General features: G+C 52.3%; 12 protein-coding genes. 4 read left to right on the top strand and 8 right to left on the bottom strand.

What is annotated here, in order from left to right; genetic code table 11:
- Positions 1 to 7: 7 nt before the first annotated feature.
- The 3 genes from JMI88_RS16670 to JMI88_RS16660 are packed head-to-tail and all read right to left on the bottom strand — an operon-like array spanning position 8 to position 4,384.
- Positions 8 to 673 carry a response regulator gene (locus JMI88_RS16670; RefSeq protein ID WP_201363063.1) on the bottom strand — a complete coding sequence of 222 codons (666 nt, stop codon included), beginning with the start codon at positions 671 to 673 and terminating at the stop codon, positions 8 to 10.
- Positions 674 to 719: 46 nt separating this feature from the next.
- Complete coding sequence (locus tag JMI88_RS16665) at positions 720 to 1,922, bottom strand: GAF domain-containing sensor histidine kinase (RefSeq protein WP_201363062.1); 1,203 nt, start codon at positions 1,920 to 1,922, stop codon at positions 720 to 722.
- Between the two features lie 26 nt (positions 1,923 to 1,948).
- The gene (locus JMI88_RS16660; protein ID WP_201363061.1) at positions 1,949 to 4,384 is read right to left on the bottom strand and encodes an ATP-dependent helicase; all 2,436 of its coding nucleotides are present in this window, start codon (positions 4,382 to 4,384) and stop codon (positions 1,949 to 1,951) included.
- A gap of 324 nt (positions 4,385 to 4,708) precedes the next feature.
- Between JMI88_RS16660 and JMI88_RS16655 the strand changes: the two genes are divergently transcribed.
- The 3 genes from JMI88_RS16655 (at position 4,709) to JMI88_RS16645 (ending at position 8,114) form a co-directional block, all read left to right on the top strand.
- Positions 4,709 to 5,869, top strand: coding sequence for a M48 family metalloprotease (locus tag JMI88_RS16655; RefSeq protein ID WP_201363060.1), 1,161 nt, complete (start codon positions 4,709 to 4,711; stop codon positions 5,867 to 5,869).
- A 27-nt stretch (positions 5,870 to 5,896) separates the two neighbouring features.
- Positions 5,897 to 6,652 carry a DUF554 domain-containing protein gene (locus tag JMI88_RS16650; protein ID WP_201363059.1) on the top strand — a complete coding sequence of 252 codons (756 nt, stop codon included), beginning with the start codon at positions 5,897 to 5,899 and terminating at the stop codon, positions 6,650 to 6,652.
- Between the two features lie 583 nt (positions 6,653 to 7,235).
- The gene (locus JMI88_RS16645) at positions 7,236 to 8,114 is read left to right on the top strand and encodes a PHP domain-containing protein (RefSeq protein ID WP_236022942.1); all 879 of its coding nucleotides are present in this window, start codon (positions 7,236 to 7,238) and stop codon (positions 8,112 to 8,114) included.
- A 121-nt stretch (positions 8,115 to 8,235) separates the two neighbouring features.
- Here JMI88_RS16645 and JMI88_RS16640 read toward each other — a convergent pair whose 3' ends face one another.
- A complete protein-coding gene (locus JMI88_RS16640) occupies positions 8,236 to 9,051 on the bottom strand; it encodes a hypothetical protein (protein WP_201363058.1) in 816 nt (271 codons plus the stop codon).
- A gap of 588 nt (positions 9,052 to 9,639) precedes the next feature.
- Between JMI88_RS16640 and JMI88_RS16635 the strand changes: the two genes are divergently transcribed.
- Positions 9,640 to 10,941, top strand: a complete 1,302-nt coding sequence (locus JMI88_RS16635) for a TolB family protein (protein ID WP_201363057.1) — start codon at positions 9,640 to 9,642, stop codon at positions 10,939 to 10,941.
- Here JMI88_RS16635 and purN read toward each other — a convergent pair.
- The 4 genes from purN to JMI88_RS16615 all read right to left on the bottom strand — a co-directional run bounded on the left by purN (position 10,938) and on the right by JMI88_RS16615 (position 15,410).
- Positions 10,938 to 11,624: a phosphoribosylglycinamide formyltransferase gene (gene purN / locus JMI88_RS16630; protein ID WP_201363056.1), complete on the bottom strand. Its 687-nt coding sequence runs from the start codon at positions 11,622 to 11,624 to the stop codon at positions 10,938 to 10,940. The genes JMI88_RS16635 and purN overlap by 4 nt on opposite strands.
- A 45-nt stretch (positions 11,625 to 11,669) precedes the next feature.
- Positions 11,670 to 12,947: a phosphoribosylamine--glycine ligase gene (gene purD, locus JMI88_RS16625; protein ID WP_201363055.1), complete on the bottom strand. Its 1,278-nt coding sequence runs from the start codon at positions 12,945 to 12,947 to the stop codon at positions 11,670 to 11,672.
- A 133-nt stretch (positions 12,948 to 13,080) separates the two neighbouring features.
- Positions 13,081 to 14,577 (bottom strand): amidophosphoribosyltransferase, encoded by a 1,497-nt coding sequence (gene purF, locus JMI88_RS16620; RefSeq protein WP_201363054.1) that lies wholly within the window; start codon positions 14,575 to 14,577, stop codon positions 13,081 to 13,083.
- A gap of 68 nt (positions 14,578 to 14,645) precedes the next feature.
- Positions 14,646 to 15,410 carry a phosphoribosylaminoimidazolesuccinocarboxamide synthase gene (locus JMI88_RS16615; RefSeq protein WP_201363053.1) on the bottom strand — a complete coding sequence of 255 codons (765 nt, stop codon included), beginning with the start codon at positions 15,408 to 15,410 and terminating at the stop codon, positions 14,646 to 14,648.
- Positions 15,411 to 15,459 lie beyond the last annotated feature (49 nt).

Below are 15,459 nucleotides of genomic sequence, written 5' to 3'. Positions count from 1 at the left end.
CTGGAAATTACTCGTTCAGGTTAATAAGTCCTCTTTGGGCCGCCAGGGCAACTGCCTCTGTCCGGTTGGTGGCTCCTAATTTGCTCATGATTGAGCTGACATGAAATTTGGCGGTGCGCTCGCTGATGATCAGGTGGGAGGCGATCTCTTTATTTGGCATGCCCTGGGCGAGCAGGCGCAATACTTCTAACTCGCGTTCAGTCAGTTCTTCTACCGGTGGCATGGCGTTGGTCAGGCGTGGGGTGGACGTCCTTTGTTGTCCAACATGGCGTAACAGTTTGGAGGCGACCAGCGGCTGGAGCATTGAGCCTCCATTCATAGTGATGCGAATGGATTTGAAAATTTCGTCGCGTGGCGCTTCTTTGAGTAGATAGCCATCGGCTCCTGCTTGTAATGCGTGAATGATCCTTTCATCATCGTCAAATGCTGTGAAGACAATGACGCGTGGTCGCTGGGCTAGCTGTGAGAGCTGGCGCATGGTCTCTACTCCGTCTTTTCCAGGCATTTCAAGATCCAGTAGCAGCATATCTGGTTGGAGGCGGGCCGTGGTTTGCAGGGCTTCATCTCCGTTCGCGCATTCGGCGATCACTTCAAAATCGGGCTGCGTTTCCAATAGAGTATGGAGGCCTTCTCGGACGATGGGATGGTCATCTGCTAGTATGATACGGATCATTCTTTTGCCTTTCAGCTGTAATGTGGAGGCCGCGCAACATTGCCTGCTAGTAGGGCACTGAGACCTCAATGCACGTGCCTGTGCCTGGTTCACTGAAAATACAGATACTGCCGCCTAAGATACGGACGCGCTCACCTATTCCTGTTAGCCCAAAGTGTCCTGTGTTGGGCCCGTTGTTCTGTGGCATATTCGTTGTCTCGAAGCCGTCTCCGTCGTCTTGAATTCTCAGGCTGATCCATTGTTCTTCGGCGATGAGCCGCATGTCAATGTGCTGGGCGTTGGCATGCTTGCGGGCATTGGTCAGCGCCTCCTGGGCAATGCGATAGAGGCCTGCTTCAATACGTGCCGGCAGGGCGGGAAACTGTAGCATGGGCGTATAGCTGTATTGTACAACAGGGAGCGGCTCAGCGGTAGCCAGGGCGGCCAGGGCTTCCGGCAGGGTATGTTCCTGCAGCGGGGCGGCCCGCAGGTCCATGACTGAGCGGCGCGCTTCTTCCAGATTATGGCGTGCCAGGCTGAGGGCGCGTTGAATCGCTTCGTGCGTCCGTTCAGGTCGTGTTTGAATCAGTGCGTCTGCGGTCTCCAGTTGTAGGGCAATGGCGGCCAGCCCCTGGGCCATGGTGTCGTGGATTTCGCGTGCCAGGCGGTTGCGCTCTTCTGTGGTGGCCAGCCGCGCGGCTGCCCGCGTATGTTCAGCTGATAGACGAGCTCGCTGCAATGCCAGCCCGATTTGATCGCTGATAATATGCAACAGTTGCAGTTCATCGGCTCGTAGCTCGCGCCAGTCTTCACTGGCTACATTCATGACGCCCAGCAGGGTTGAACTGGCATAGATTGGGACGCTGGAGTGGAAGCGCAGCCCCAGGGCGCTGGGATCACTGTCGCGCTCGGCGTTTTTGAGGCGGCTACAGCGGAGCACATTGATGTTTGAGGCCCCTTCCATGCTCCCCCCCATGAATGTGTCCAGGCACAGGCATGAACCACACATCCGTTCGGGATGATCCGCCAGGTAGGGTGGTAGATGTTGTGAGGCGGCGACGGTGGGATTACCCGCGTCGTCGAAGAGCCAGACCCAGCCTGTACGCAGGCCGAGGAGCTGGGTAACATGGGCCAGTACCTCTTGCAAGGCATCATGTACATCTACCTGGCGATTCAAATAGCCCGCGATGGCATAGAGCACTGCTAGCTCGCGGTTGCCGTTGAGTAGCGATGACGATTCAGTTGGTTCGGTTGGTTGCTGTTGTTCCATGCGTTTTACCTGAGTGATGCAGTGACTTAGGATAGCTTGTCCAGGCGGGCGAAGTCCAGGCTGAGGCGTTTCTTGCCGTGCTTGCCTGGAAATTGTACCTCCACGAATTCTGTACCAGATTCCATCTCGCTTTTCAAGACGATACCATCTCCAAAGATGTTGTGACGTACGCGATCACCAGGCTTGAAACGTTGTATTTTGGGTTGTGGTTTGGCGGGTTCGTTGCCTTTGAAACCGCTTCCCGCTGGCATATTTCCTCTGCTTTTCGGGGCGGATGGGAGCGTTGAGTAGCTACGTGTGGCTGGACTATTGCTGCCCCGTCCAAAGACACGGCCACCTGTATCTCCATATGGGTCCTGGTTAAAATCGTCTTCCCAGTTGCGCTCCTGCTGTGCGTTGCGCCCTTGCTGGCGGTTTCTATATGTGTCCTGCCCGCTGGTTGTTTGTTGTGCTGCGGCACCGCCTCGTTTGACGATCAGCCTGGTTGGAATATCAGCCAGGAAGCGTGAAGGTTCGGTATATTGCGTTTCCCCGAATAATGAGCGGCGGCGCGCCCGGACCAGGTAGAGCTTTTTCATGGCGCGGGTGAAGCCGACATAGGCCAGGCGGCGCTCTTCTTCTACCTGTTCGGGTTTGTCGATTGAGCGCGAATGGGGCAGCGAGCCCTCATCCATGCCAACGATAAAGACGACGGGATATTCCAGTCCTTTGGCGGCATGGAGCGTGATTAACGTCACGGCGTCGGTGTTCTCTTCCTGTATGAGCGAGCCATCTTCACTGGACTGGACGGTGTCGGCGCCTCCGACCAGGGCTACGTTCTCCAGGAAGAGCTCCAGTGCGGCGTGGGTCTCGATTTCTGAGTAGTCCTCGGCCACGCGGCGCAATTCCAGTACGTTGCCCCAGCGGTCCAGTTCTTCTCCTTCGGAGGCGACGCGTAATTCTGGACCATAGCCACTGCGTTCGGCGATGCGATCCAGCAGCTCGGGCAGGTGAAGTTCGTCAATGGCTCCCCGCAGGTCGTTGATCAGCTTGTGAAAGGTTTCTAACGCGCTTTTGGCGGCCTTGCCCAGTGTCGGATGAGATTGGATGCTATCTAGGGCTAGATAGAGTGAGCTGTTCTGCTGGTTGGCCCATTGCTGCAGCTCTCCGACGGTTTTGGGCCCGATTTTGCGGTTGGGAACGTTGATAACGCGTAGCAGGCTCAGGTCATCATTGGGATTGGCTAGCAAGCGCATGTAGGCCAGCATGTCTTTGATTTCTTTGCGATCATAGAACTTACGGCTGCCGATTACTTTATATGGGATGTTCATGCGCAGGAATTGTTCTTCTAGGGCACGAGATTGGGCGTTGGTGCGGTACATCACGGCTACTTCGGCGCGCTTGTCGATCTCGCCACGGGCTAGCAGACGTACAATCTCCTGGGCGGTGTAGAGGCCCTCCTGCTCTTCATTGTAGGCCTCATGGACAATAATTTTTTCACCGTTCCCCTGGGCGGTCCAGAGCTTCTTATCTTTGCGCAGGCTATTGCGTTTGACGATGCCCTGCGCGGCATCCAGAATGGTCTGGGTGGAGCGATAGTTTTGCTCCAGCAGAAGAATTCTGGTCTGGGGGAAGTCTCGCTCGAAGCGCAGCACATTTTCGGCACTGGCTCCCCGCCAGGTGTAGATCATCTGGTCATCGTCGCCCACCACACAGACATTACCCAGTCCTTCGTGGTGGCTGTCGGTGCCGTAACCCAGCAGGCGGATGAGCTTATACTGGGGAAGATTGCAGTCCTGGAACTCGTCGACGTGAATGTAGTGCCAGCGGCGTTGATAGCGCTTGAGGACTTCTGGTTCGCGCCTCCATAGCTGCTCGGTCAGCATGATCAGGTCATCAAAATCGACGCTGTTATTTTTGCGCATCATTTTTTGATATTCCTTGTAAACGCGGGCGGCTACCTCTTCAACATATTTTGTGGCCATCTCGGCCATCTGGTCGGGACCCTGCATGTCGTTTTTGGCTCGCGAGATTAGCGCCTGGATGGTGGCCGGTCGATATTGCTTTTCGTCCAGGTTGAGCTCTTTGATGGCTTTTTTGAGCAGGGTGTTCTGGTCATCGGTATCCAGGATGACGAAGGAACGTGAGAGCCCTAGCGGAGCCAGGTGCTCGGCTTCGGTGCGCAGGACGCGGGCGCAGATGGCGTGGAAGGTGCCAATCATCATTTCTTTGGCTTCGTTGACCCCAACCAGCTTTTCCATGCGCTCGCGCATCTCGCGTGCTGCCTTATTGGTAAAAGTGACGGCCAGAATGCGCCAGGGCGAAATCTGTGCCTCCTGAACAAGATAAGCGATGCGATGGGTGATTACACGTGTCTTGCCGCTACCGGGCCCGGCCAGAATCAAGACTGGTCCCTCGGTTGTCGTAACGGCTTCTTGCTGTGGCTGATTAAGGCCTGCCAATAGATCTTGTTGTTCCAACATCGTTCATCACCCTCCATATCACGAAATAACAGCAATGTTGTATCTAAAATAAAAAATAAAATTGCATAGTATTGAATTTGTCGGTCGGTCGCAGGTATCGGTAGATTGAATCGACGCTATTGTACCACAGATGCACACCTTGCTGGGATAACCAGTGCCCCATAACTGTGAGGAATCTGTGAGCTTTCGTTGGCTGCTAGCTTGCCTGTATATGGCTTAGTTTATATGCTATAGTTGTTTTGGTAAGCACTTCTTGTTGAACTGAGCTGCGTTCATCATCACTTTGATCGTTTCATCTGCAGTCTCTTGCGGAAAGGTCCTGCTGTGCAACAAATTAATGCTGAACGGCAAAAACGCTTGTGCTCTTATCGTGCGGCTCGTGGCACGCTGGTGCGCCTGTTAGGGCTTCCTTTTACTATTCTACTATGTTCTCTCATATGCGTTGATCCTGTACATTCCGTCAGCCTGGTGGGCTTTTTCGTTTCCCTGTGGCATCATTGTATGTGGCTGTTTCTATGGCAACCTGTTACCGACTGGTATCCTGTGCCAATCTTATTGAGCTACTTACTGTGTATGCTGTGTCTGGAGGCCATCTATCTACCCCTCTATAGCTATATTGATTATGGTCTTAAACGCTATCATCGCTTACCGACTTTTCCGTTGCGTACCTGTCTTTTGCGCCATTGCCGCGCTCAGGGAAAATTGGTAGTAAAGTGGGCAGTGCTGGTACAGATTATCTATTTGATGTATGCGACGCTGCAGGAATGGTGGTGGTGCGGCTTTGTTTGCTTTCAATTACTGCTGGACATCGGCTGGGAACAATGTAAACCATTCATTTTGTCCCGCACTTATACTTTGACTCCTCTGGTCGATGGTGAACTCAAACAGCGGTTGCAGAATCTGATGCGGCGTCTTTCTACTTCGGTGAGGGGTATTTATGTGCTAACGAAGCCAGGTGCGAAAGTGGCTCCTAATGCCTTTGTAGTTGGTTGGGGCTGGACACGCCAGATCAGTATTGTACATACGATGCTGGAGCGCTTCTCGTTGGATGAGATCGAGGTTATTCTGGCCCATGAACTGGCCCACCATGTCTATTTTGACATCTGGAAACGCCTTTTTGCCCGCGCTGGTATACGCGTGATTGCTTATTACCTGATTGCTATGCTAATGCTGGGATTGGTAGATATTCCGATCTATCTGTTTGATGGCTTCTCTGATAGCACAACCGTACCCTTTCTTTTAAGTCTGTTTGTGCTATCCTGGTTAGTAACAACTTCGATTATGAATAGCTATAGCCGTATGATGGAACATCGCGCGGATGAGTTCGCCCTGCGTACGACCGATCTGCACCAGGCTTTTAAAAGCGCCATGGTACGGTTAGCGAATATCAACGAAATTCTCGCCCATGAGGATAGCAATTCCAGCCATCCCTCAATTGTGAGCCGGATTCGCCACGCTGAAGAGTGGGCGGCTCGCAATACCTGACCATGATATCTGGAGGACTGTTTTTTTATGACTGGAACATTGATTAATTTCACTACTGTAATGATAGGTGGTGTGCTGGGATTGCTGATTGGTGAGCGCTTACCGGACCGCGTCAAAACGATTGTGATTGCTGCCATCGGCCTGATCACTGTCGTGATGGGCATTTCTTCTGGTATCTCTACCAGAAATGCTTTGATCCCTTTGCTGGCCCTGGTTATTGGCTCTGTCATTGGCGAATTAATAGATATTGATCGAAGAATTAACTGGCTGGGCGATTGGCTGAAAAAGCGTTTCAGTCGTACCGATAGTCACCATAGCGTGAACTTTACTACAGCCTTTGTGATTGCCAGTCTACAATTCTGTGTCGGACCACTCACGATCCTTGGCTCTATCAATGATGGTTTGACCGGCGATTATCGCCTGCTTGCCATCAAAGCGGTTCTGGATGGCTTCTCGGCGATTATTTTTGCCAGTAGCTTCGGCATTGGCACGCTCTTCGCTGGTGCGACCATTTTAATCGTGCAAGGCGGCATCTCACTGCTGGCTGGGCTGGTTAAGCCGCTGCTGGTCTCTGATCCCCATCTTAGCATGGCGCAGCAGCCGCGCGTCATCGAGCTGGCGGCCGTAGGCGGCGTTATTCTGGTTGGTCTGGCCCTGAATATCCTTGACATCAAAAGGGTTAAAGTCGCCAATATGCTCCCTGCCTTGCTGGTGGCACCTCTACTGGTTGCCCTTCTCAGCCTCCTTGGCATCCCCATCGACTTCGGCCTCGGTGGTCATTAAACATAAATTGTCTTTCAACCCCGGATAGGCGGTGTTGCGAGGAGACGGTATCGCTCGTCAAGGGAGTAAATCGGGGCTTGCCCCCGATTTATCACTCCACGCCCAAAAGGTTCAAGAGATAATGTCATGTTTCCGCTCATCAGCCAGCGGAACAACAAAAAAACTCTACCTGTAAGCTCCTCTTTCCTCCCATCGCAGGAGGTGCAGGAGGACGGCTAGTCCTCCTGCCGGGGTTCGGGGCGTCCCCGCTTCATCCATTCTCTCCTTCCGCCGAATGATGTTTAACAAATAAAGCAGGTATAAAGCGGGGAGGTGCAGGAGGGGCGGCCAGCCCCTCCTGCCGGGGAGTGGGGTGTCCCCACCAACAACCTCTCCCCCTCCTCCCGCCGCAGGCGGGAATGGAAGAGATCATTCATGCCTTCTTAAAAAATGAAAAATCATAAGGCGGGAATGAAAGGACTGGAAAACCCTGATTGAAAAGAAATTGATTTCTACCATCAAACAGATCTGTGGTACGATTATAGATAAGAAGAGTACCGGATTTGATCCATTGTCTATCATCTCTTTTTAAAAGGAGTTAATCTTGCCTCGTCTGACTACAACTGTAACATTACGCCCCGATGATTCTATTGATCTTCATATGCACACAACTTATAGTGATGGACGTTGGCCAGCCCAGCAGGTGATTGATTTCCTGGCTAAGGAAAAGTTCGATCTGATCGCTGTGACTGACCACGATCGTGTTGATAAAGTGGCTGAAATACAAGCGCTGGGTGCGGCCCGGAATTTATTTGTATTATCCGGCGTTGAGATGAGCACTGAATGGAATGGTCCTGTTGGCAATGGTCGGATGGGTGATATGCTCTGCTATGGCTTTGATCCTGAGAACAACGAGCTGGCTCCCCTGACGGCCAGGATAGAGCAGCGCAAGCTGGAGAATACCTACGAGATTAATGAAAATCTGCGCCGTATGGGCTATGATTTTCCGCGCCAGGAAGAGCTACTGGCTGCCAACGGTGGTAAGCTCCGTTATCAGATGGATAATGCTATGTTGCTGCGTGAACATGGATATGTTCCAAGCTGGCAGGCTGGCATTCAGAAGGTGAAGGAGGCCGGTTTTTATTCGGTGCGCACCGATATGGCCGAGACAGTTGAGGCGGTTCATCGCAGCGGTGGCGTCTGTTTGATTGCCCATCCGGGTCGCCGTGAGAGCGGCTTTACCTTTTATGATACAGCCCTGCTAGATCAGTTGCGGGCTGAAATTCCTATTGATGGTATTGAAATGTATCATCCTTACCATAGCCAGGAGATGGTGAAAACCTATGTCGCCTATGTTGAGGAGCACCAGTTGTTGGGAACCACTGGCTCGGACTCACATTGTATCCCGGGTCGTATGCCTATCAAGCATCGTGCGGCGATCAGCCGCCGCTTCCTGGACCGTGTAGGCGTTCACGTAGAATAATGTCGCCAACAAAAGGCAGGCGCGCCACTGTCAAATCACAGTGGCGCGCCTGCCTTTTATCATGTTTTTTATAGCCTGCGGGCTATTAAAAATACGAGCGAGCTTAGCGACGGTTGTCGCGCTAGAAGTTGTTGTTTTCGCGCTCTTCACGCTCCATCCGACGCTCTTCGCGATCCACCCGACGCTCTTGTTCTGCATTCTGGGTATTGTTCTGGAATGCATTTGGATCATAATTCTGCGCCTGATTGAAGCCCTGGTTCGGATCATTGTTAGCGTAGCCAGCGTTGTTGTACTGCTGCTGATCGTTGCTGTATGACTGATCAGTATTAGCCATACCCGCATTACTATAATTTTGGTTATTATAGTTGGGGTTAGCATATGCCTGCTGTTGATTTACGCTATTGTTATAGTTAGGATCGTTGTATGTCTGCTGGTTGGCCATGCCGGCGTTGTTGTAATTAGGATCGTTGTATTGCTGCTGGTTGGCCATGCCAGAGTCGGAATTGTTGTAGTTGCCAGCAGGATAAGCAGGTGCCTGATTGGCTGCATTCTGCGATGGATCTACATAGGTGTTGTATGCCGCCATCTGTGAAGCGTCATTGGGCATGGCAGTGCCGGCATTAGGATCACTGTTGAGGCCCGTTGCGCCATAATTGCTGAGAATGCGAGCTGCATCTTGTTCGCGGCCATCGGCGCGAACGGAGACTACATTCTGGCCAGCCTGAAAGGCATTGTGATAATATCCGGCATGTTCCTGTGGCACACCAAATTTCATTAATTCTGATCCTAAGTTGGTGTTGGCTGTTTCGCCCTCGGTATTGGCAAAACCAAGTTGATCTTTAGCAAATCCGGCATTATTCAATTCGGTCAGGACCTGTTTGGCTTTGGCTTCATCTTGAAAAATGCCTATTACCAGTGGATTTTGAGATGCTGTCATTGCGTTGTTCCTTTCTGCTTGTCGTGCTGTTATCACTTACAAGGTTAATGGAACCCTGCTTAATTTCCTAAAATGGATTTTATCGTTTTTATATTTCATGATACCATTTGACGTATGGCAGCGTGTATAGGGATTTTACGATTCACACGCTAAAATAGTGTCAGTTTAAGCGCGGCCATATCAATTTTTGATGCCAATTGCTACTCTTTAAAATTTGCTCTGGCCGCTTCCCATGCCTATCCTTTAAGCATGCTTACAAATGGTCCGCAGAATATATTTAGAATGTGTCTGAATGCCTTGCTGTTCGCGCCTTCGGCGCTCAAAAGGTTTTATGTGATTGTGGAAAAAGGGCTCGGGCGCGCATGCGCCTGCCCGTACGGGGGCGCTTTGCTTCCTATGGTGATAGGCTTCAGATACGCTCGTAGAAACTCCATATAAATAAAGATGTGTGCGCATATATAGTGTGCATATATTTATATAATAGCTATTAAAAATATTTTGAAATACGTATATAATGTAGAAAGGTATTTTGATGTCTTACATAGGTGAAGATGACTGAAATTTTTATTTCACAGGGAGCAACTGCCGATGTTTCGTTCCCGGCAATTCTTAGTTTGTGCGCTGATTCTTGCTTGCCTCTGTCAATCTAGCGCTATCGCCCGGCCACTCCAGGTTCAGGCTGTCCGCAGTAGTAGTTGTCCGGGCACCGGTAGTGCGCGGGCTGTGTTTATGCCTGCCTTGCCCGCTACAGGGAATCACCACTATATCGTTTATACCCTTATGCGGGGTGGTGGACAGTCGTTGGTCCGTTATGATCTGGCCAACGGACAAAAAAGTACATTGGTGCAGTTGGACGGGGACGATTATACCGTCAGTGCGCGTGTTTCGCCAGATGGTGAGTGGGTGCTACTTAAACGCAATGACCACCAGAGATTGCAGATGGTGCAATTAGTGCGGATCGACGGTAAATATTTACAAACTCTCTATTGTGCTCCTTTTATCTCTAATGTTCAGATGTCGCCCGATCAGCGCTATGTAGTGGTCAGCAGGCTGTATGAGAGCCAGCGCTACAATGGGATTAGCACTTATAGCATCGAACTGAGCAAGGGAACGCTGCGCCTGGTGTTGCGACAACCTGCAGACCAGTCTGGCTATGAGCCTCTCAAGTGGGCTGGTAACCATAGTCTCTATATGACGAAATCATTGACCGGGGTCGGCGGTGGTGGTCCTTTCCTTTTGCGCGACCGTTTCAATCTTTATCTCTTGCAGGATGTTGGTTGGGATCAGAGTCGGCAGGCCAATAATCTGAAACTGCTGCTGGCGATGCCCTCGCACCAGCCTTGCCTGGATCTGGATGTGACGCCCGACAATGCCTCTGTGATTACCAGTACGTGTACTATGAGTAGCGATAGCCAGAGTACCGTCCAGACCGGTCCTGCTCGTATCCAGATCCAGTCACTGCGGGGTGGTAGCGCACACGTTATCTATAGCCTGCCGCACCAGGCAATCACTTATGTGCGCTCTATCTCTACCACTACCCTCCTCTTTGTTATCGGCGATCGGCGCTATAAGTTCGCCAGCACTTTCACGCTTGATCCTCGTGGTGAAGAACAAAATGGACTCTGGACTATCCACACCGATGGTACCGCTCTGACGAGGATCAGTACCGCTGCTCGCGGCAGCACCAGTGATTTTCCCCAGTTTGGCTATACTCGCGGCGATATTCTCTCAAACGACAACCAGCGTTATGCTGTTCTGAATAATACCTTTAGTAGCCCGGGCGTCGCTAGCAGCATCGTTATCGGCTCAATCCCCAGAGGCAAAGAGACCACTATCGAAACTACTCAACAGCCCGACCAACTCCACCTGATCGGCTGGTCCGAATTCTAGGAGGAGGTGACGAGGCGGCCCTGCTCAGCATATGCGCGGACGGCCTCTACGATCAAGCGGTGCTCCTGGTTTTTGAGCTTCTCTTGCAGGGTGTCAGGAGTTTCGTCGACGTCTATCGCTACCTCGGCGCGGCAGATGACCGGGCCGGCATCGACCGCTGGTATGACATAATGGACCGTGCTCCCGGTTACTTTCAGGCCTGCTTCGATGGCTCGCTCGACCACATGAAGGCCACGCAGGGCCGGGATAACGCTGCCATCGCTGGTGGTATAGCTATCACTGCTGTCGTCGGGCAGCAAGGCTGGATGCAGATTGATCATGCGCTGTGGAAACTGGGCGATGAAACCAGCGCTCAAGATGCGCATCCAGCCTGCCAACACAATCAGATCGGCCTGGAAGAGTTGAAAGAGGGCGGAGATCCGCTGTTCCGCTTCTTCGCGCTTCTTCCAGGGAATATAGGCTACCGGTAGCTTGTGCTTGAGCGCGCGCTGTAGTCCCTGGGCATTGGCTTTGTTGCTGATAACCAGCACAATTTCAACGCCGGGTAACTGTTGGCTCTCGATGGCGTCGATTAATGCCTGCAGGTTGCTTCCGCTGCCCGAAATAAGCACGGCTACGCGCAGGGGGGTAGCCGGATTGACGTCTGACTGTTGGCTGTGTGTACTATGTTCAATACCACTCATCCCTTGTTATCCTCTTTATCTCCTCGATGGCAGTTAATGCTTCGATTAATGCTTAATAGCTTCAAGCCCACGGTGGGCGATGTCTTTGCGATAGTGCATCCCCTCAAAGGAGATATATCTGGCGGCGTCATAAGCGCGATCGACGGCTTCTTGCAGGCTGTTGCCGCGCGCCACGATGCTCAGTACGCGACCACCGGCTGTAACCAACTGATTGTCTTTCAGGGCAGTTCCAGCGTGGAAGACCTGTACCTGGTCGAGCTTGCTGGCCTCCTCTACGCCGGTAATGGGAATGCCGGAGCGGTAGCTACCGGGATAGCCGCCTGAGGCCAGAGTCAGGCTAACGGCTGAGCCTGGATGCCAGAGTGTGTCCGGATTAACCTGGCGGCCTGAGGCGAATTCGAGCACGTTAAGGATGTCCTCTTTCAGGAGTAGCATAAAGGCCTGGGTTTCTGGATCGCCGAAGCGTGTGTTGTGCTCGATGACCATAGGGCCGCTGGCTGTGAGCATGATATTTGAGTAGAGGACGCCAGTGAAGTTGACGCCTGTGTTTTGCATGGCGTTGAGGGTGGAGGCAATCACCTCTCGATAGATGCGCTCACTGGTAGTTGTATCTACAAATGGTAGTGGGGTAAAAACGCCCATGCCACCGGTGTTCAGCCCTTTATCATTATCCAGGGCTCGTTTGTGGTCCTGGGATAGAGCCAGCGGCAGGAAACTGTTGCCGTTACAGATGGCAGTGGCGCCAATTTCGTCACCTTCCAGATAATCTTCGAGCACTACAATATTGCCTGCGGCCCCAAAGATGTGATCTACCATCATTTGTTTAAGCGCTTCTTGCGCTGTGTTCATATCGAGGGCGACTATCGCCCCTTTACCCGCGGCATTGCCATCCGCTTTGACAACAATGGGAGCTCCATGCTGCTCCAGGTAGGCCCTGGCCTTTGTATAGTCGTTAAAGGTTCGGTGTTGGGCGGTTGGAATGCCTGCCTGCGTCAATAATTCTTTGGTAAAGGCTTTGCTGCCTTCCAGGGCGGCTCCGGCTTTATCTGGACCAAAGATGTTGAAACCACGGCGGCGGAAGAGGTCGACTATGCCCTCGATCAGAGGGGCCTCAGGACCCACTATCGTGAAGTCGATGGAGTTGTTTTTGGCGAAAGCGGCCAGTTCATGCAACTGGTTGACTCCGAGGGGAACACGTTCTGCATAGGGAGTCATACCTGGATTGCCCGGGGCCGCATAGATTTTAGTGACACGTGGGCTCTGTGCTAGCTTCCAGACCAGCGCATGCTCTCGCGCCCCTGATCCAATAACGAATACGCGCATAAATATACCTCCAATATCATATAACCGTAACCGTAGGTGCGCCCCTTGCGGGCGCTTTCTCCCTTCCCGCTCGAAACCGTGGGGCAAGGTTTGAAGCGCCCGCAAGGGGCGCACCTACGTACGGTTGTGTGATCTATTGTCCTTTTACCGCCGTGTCACGAGGGAAAAAAGTGGCCGGTTGGGCGCTATGTTTGGCAGCCACGATTGGATCAAAGGGCCAGCCTTGTTTTTCCATGCAGCCATAGCAGAATTCTTTGTTCAAAAAGGAAATGGCCTCTTTGTCATCAGGATGCAGGTTGGTGGCTTCAGCCGTTTGAATAGCTCTTGCCAGTCCTGGCAGGCTGACATAACCCAAGCTGTCAACCCCGATATATTCAGCTACTTCCTGGACGGTGCGTCCGGCGGCGATCAGTTCATCTTCCTGTGGAATGTCGATGCCAAAGTAGCAGGGATGGCGCAGCGGGGGCGCGCTCGAGCGCAGGTGAATTTCTTTGACTCCACGGTTGCGTAGCGCGGAGACCAGGCGTTTCATCGTGTTGCCACGGACGATCGAGTCATCGACAATAACCAGGCGTTTGCCTTCAACTTTGGGCTGCACAAAGTTGAATTTCAGGTCTACCTCTAACTGGCGCAGACGCTGGTCTGGCTTGATAAAGGTGCGATCGCTGTAGCGATTCTTGATGATGGCCTGGCTGTATGCAATACCTGAAGCATTGGCATAACCAAGCGCGGCGGGTATCGATGAGTCAGGTACGGGCACAACCAGGTCGGCTTCGACGGGATGCTCTCTGGCTAGCTCGCGTCCCAGAGCCTCGCGCACATCATAGATATAAGCATCGTTGAGACGGCTGGTGGCATCTGAAAAATAGATATGTTCAAAGACACAGAGAGAGGTTTTCTGGGCTTTGACCAGGAGCTCTGAGTGCATACCATTTTCGTCGAAGGTGATAAATTCGCCCGGTTCTACTTCGCGTACATAGGTGGCCCCCATGCGATCCAGGGCGCAGGATTCAGAGGCGGCGATCCAGCTATTGCCGATGCGGCCAATACACAGCGGACGCATACCCCAGGGGTCGCGCATCGCATAGAGTTTACCTTCAGCCAGCAGCACCAGGCTGTATGAACCACGCAGCGCAGGGAACGTCTCTATCATGCGCTCGCGCAAGGTCTTGCCCTGTGCATAGAGTAACATCAGTGCTATGATTTCGCTTTCCGTGGTTGATCTTAAAATCCCATGGGGAAAGAGTTCTCGTAACGTATTGCCATTGACGATATTCCCGTTGTGGGCCACCGCAATTGTGTCGTATTGACCACTGCGCTCACCGACCACAAATGGGCCCGCATTTTCCACACAGCTTGAGCCAGTGGTGGAATAGCGCACGTGCCCGATGCCACAATAGGTCTCTGGCAGGCTTGTGCCTGAATCTTGAAAGACTTCGCGTACTTTTCCCATTCCAACCCGGTGGGCAATCTGACCATTGTCGTCGTAAACGGCCATGCCAGCGCTCTCTTGTCCTCGGTGTTGTAAGGCGGTCAATGCCAGGGTAATGTAACGCCGCACGTCGAGACTATCGTCGCCCTTCGGCATATAGATCCCTACTATTCCGCAAGCGTCGTGTAGTCGCTCCATACTCGGCTCCTCGTATTCTGCTTATGCAAGATATGTAAACCAATAATCATATGAGTTTGAGGTCTCTCTTAGTTGACCTTTAACTTCCCTGTTAGATCTGCCACTAACGCATAGCGGTCCGCGATATCTTGCAGTGCCGCGGGTGTGACATCCTGGAGATTGCGATAAACTTGTTTGTCGAGCATACGTGATTTGTCACCACCGGGCCAGAGGCGCCAGCTGTCGTTGTCAATGACGTCGGCTACCATGAGGTTTCCGTGGAGGTCACGGCCAAATTCGATTTTGAGATCGATGAGCATGACATCGGCACTGCTCCAGGCGCGTTCTAGCACGTCGAAGACGCGGCGCCCCTCCCGGGCCATCCATGCGATCTCCGCCTCGCTTGCCAGTCCTGCTTCGATGATGTCTTTGGACCAGATTTGTGGATCGTGGCGCGCATCATCCTTTAAGAAGGTTTCGATGAGCACAGGATCAAAGCGCGTCCCCTCGGTGATCTCCGGATGACGTTTGAGATATGATCCGGTGGCGATGCGGCGCTGTACATGCTCTATCGGTAGCATATCACAGCGTTTGACCAGCAGGGTGGTATCGTCGACCTTTTTGACGAAGTGGGTGGCGATATTGTTTTCATTGAGCAAGCGAAAAACATTGGCGGTGGTAATGGTACTTAAACGTGATTTGCCTGCAATCTCGTTGCGGCGCGCACCATCGCCAGCCGTGATCTGATCTTTGCCAACCATATAGACCAGGGTGTCGTCGTCAGGATAGGCATAAATCTTTTTGGTTTTGCCTTCGGTTAGCAGGGAACCAAAGAGAGCGTTACTATTGGTCATGTTGGGATATCCTTTCTCGAAACCCTGACCTACTACGATGAATGAGAGT

This window comes from Dictyobacter formicarum (assembly GCF_016587435.1).
This window is presented reverse-complemented; position numbering and strand designations above follow the sequence as displayed.

What these genes read in the sequence shown, in the direction of transcription:
- JMI88_RS16670 (WP_201363063.1), bottom strand. Translation starts at nt 673, where the DNA reads ATGATCCGTATCATACTAGCAGATGACCATCCCATCGTCCGAGAAGGC.
- JMI88_RS16665 (WP_201363062.1), bottom strand. Translation starts at nt 1,922, where the DNA reads ATGGAACAACAGCAACCAACCGAACCAACTGAATCGTCATCGCTACTC.
- JMI88_RS16660 (WP_201363061.1), bottom strand. Translation starts at nt 4,384, where the DNA reads ATGTTGGAACAACAAGATCTATTGGCAGGCCTTAATCAGCCACAGCAA.
- JMI88_RS16650 (WP_201363059.1), top strand. Translation starts at nt 5,897, where the DNA reads ATGACTGGAACATTGATTAATTTCACTACTGTAATGATAGGTGGTGTG.
- JMI88_RS16640 (WP_201363058.1), bottom strand. Translation starts at nt 9,051, where the DNA reads ATGACAGCATCTCAAAATCCACTGGTAATAGGCATTTTTCAAGATGAA.
- JMI88_RS16635 (WP_201363057.1), top strand. Translation starts at nt 9,640, where the DNA reads ATGTTTCGTTCCCGGCAATTCTTAGTTTGTGCGCTGATTCTTGCTTGC.
- purN (WP_201363056.1), bottom strand. Translation starts at nt 11,624, where the DNA reads ATGAGTGGTATTGAACATAGTACACACAGCCAACAGTCAGACGTCAAT.
- purD (WP_201363055.1), bottom strand. Translation starts at nt 12,947, where the DNA reads ATGCGCGTATTCGTTATTGGATCAGGGGCGCGAGAGCATGCGCTGGTC.
- purF (WP_201363054.1), bottom strand. Translation starts at nt 14,577, where the DNA reads ATGGAGCGACTACACGACGCTTGCGGAATAGTAGGGATCTATATGCCG.
- JMI88_RS16615 (WP_201363053.1), bottom strand. Translation starts at nt 15,410, where the DNA reads ATGACCAATAGTAACGCTCTCTTTGGTTCCCTGCTAACCGAAGGCAAA.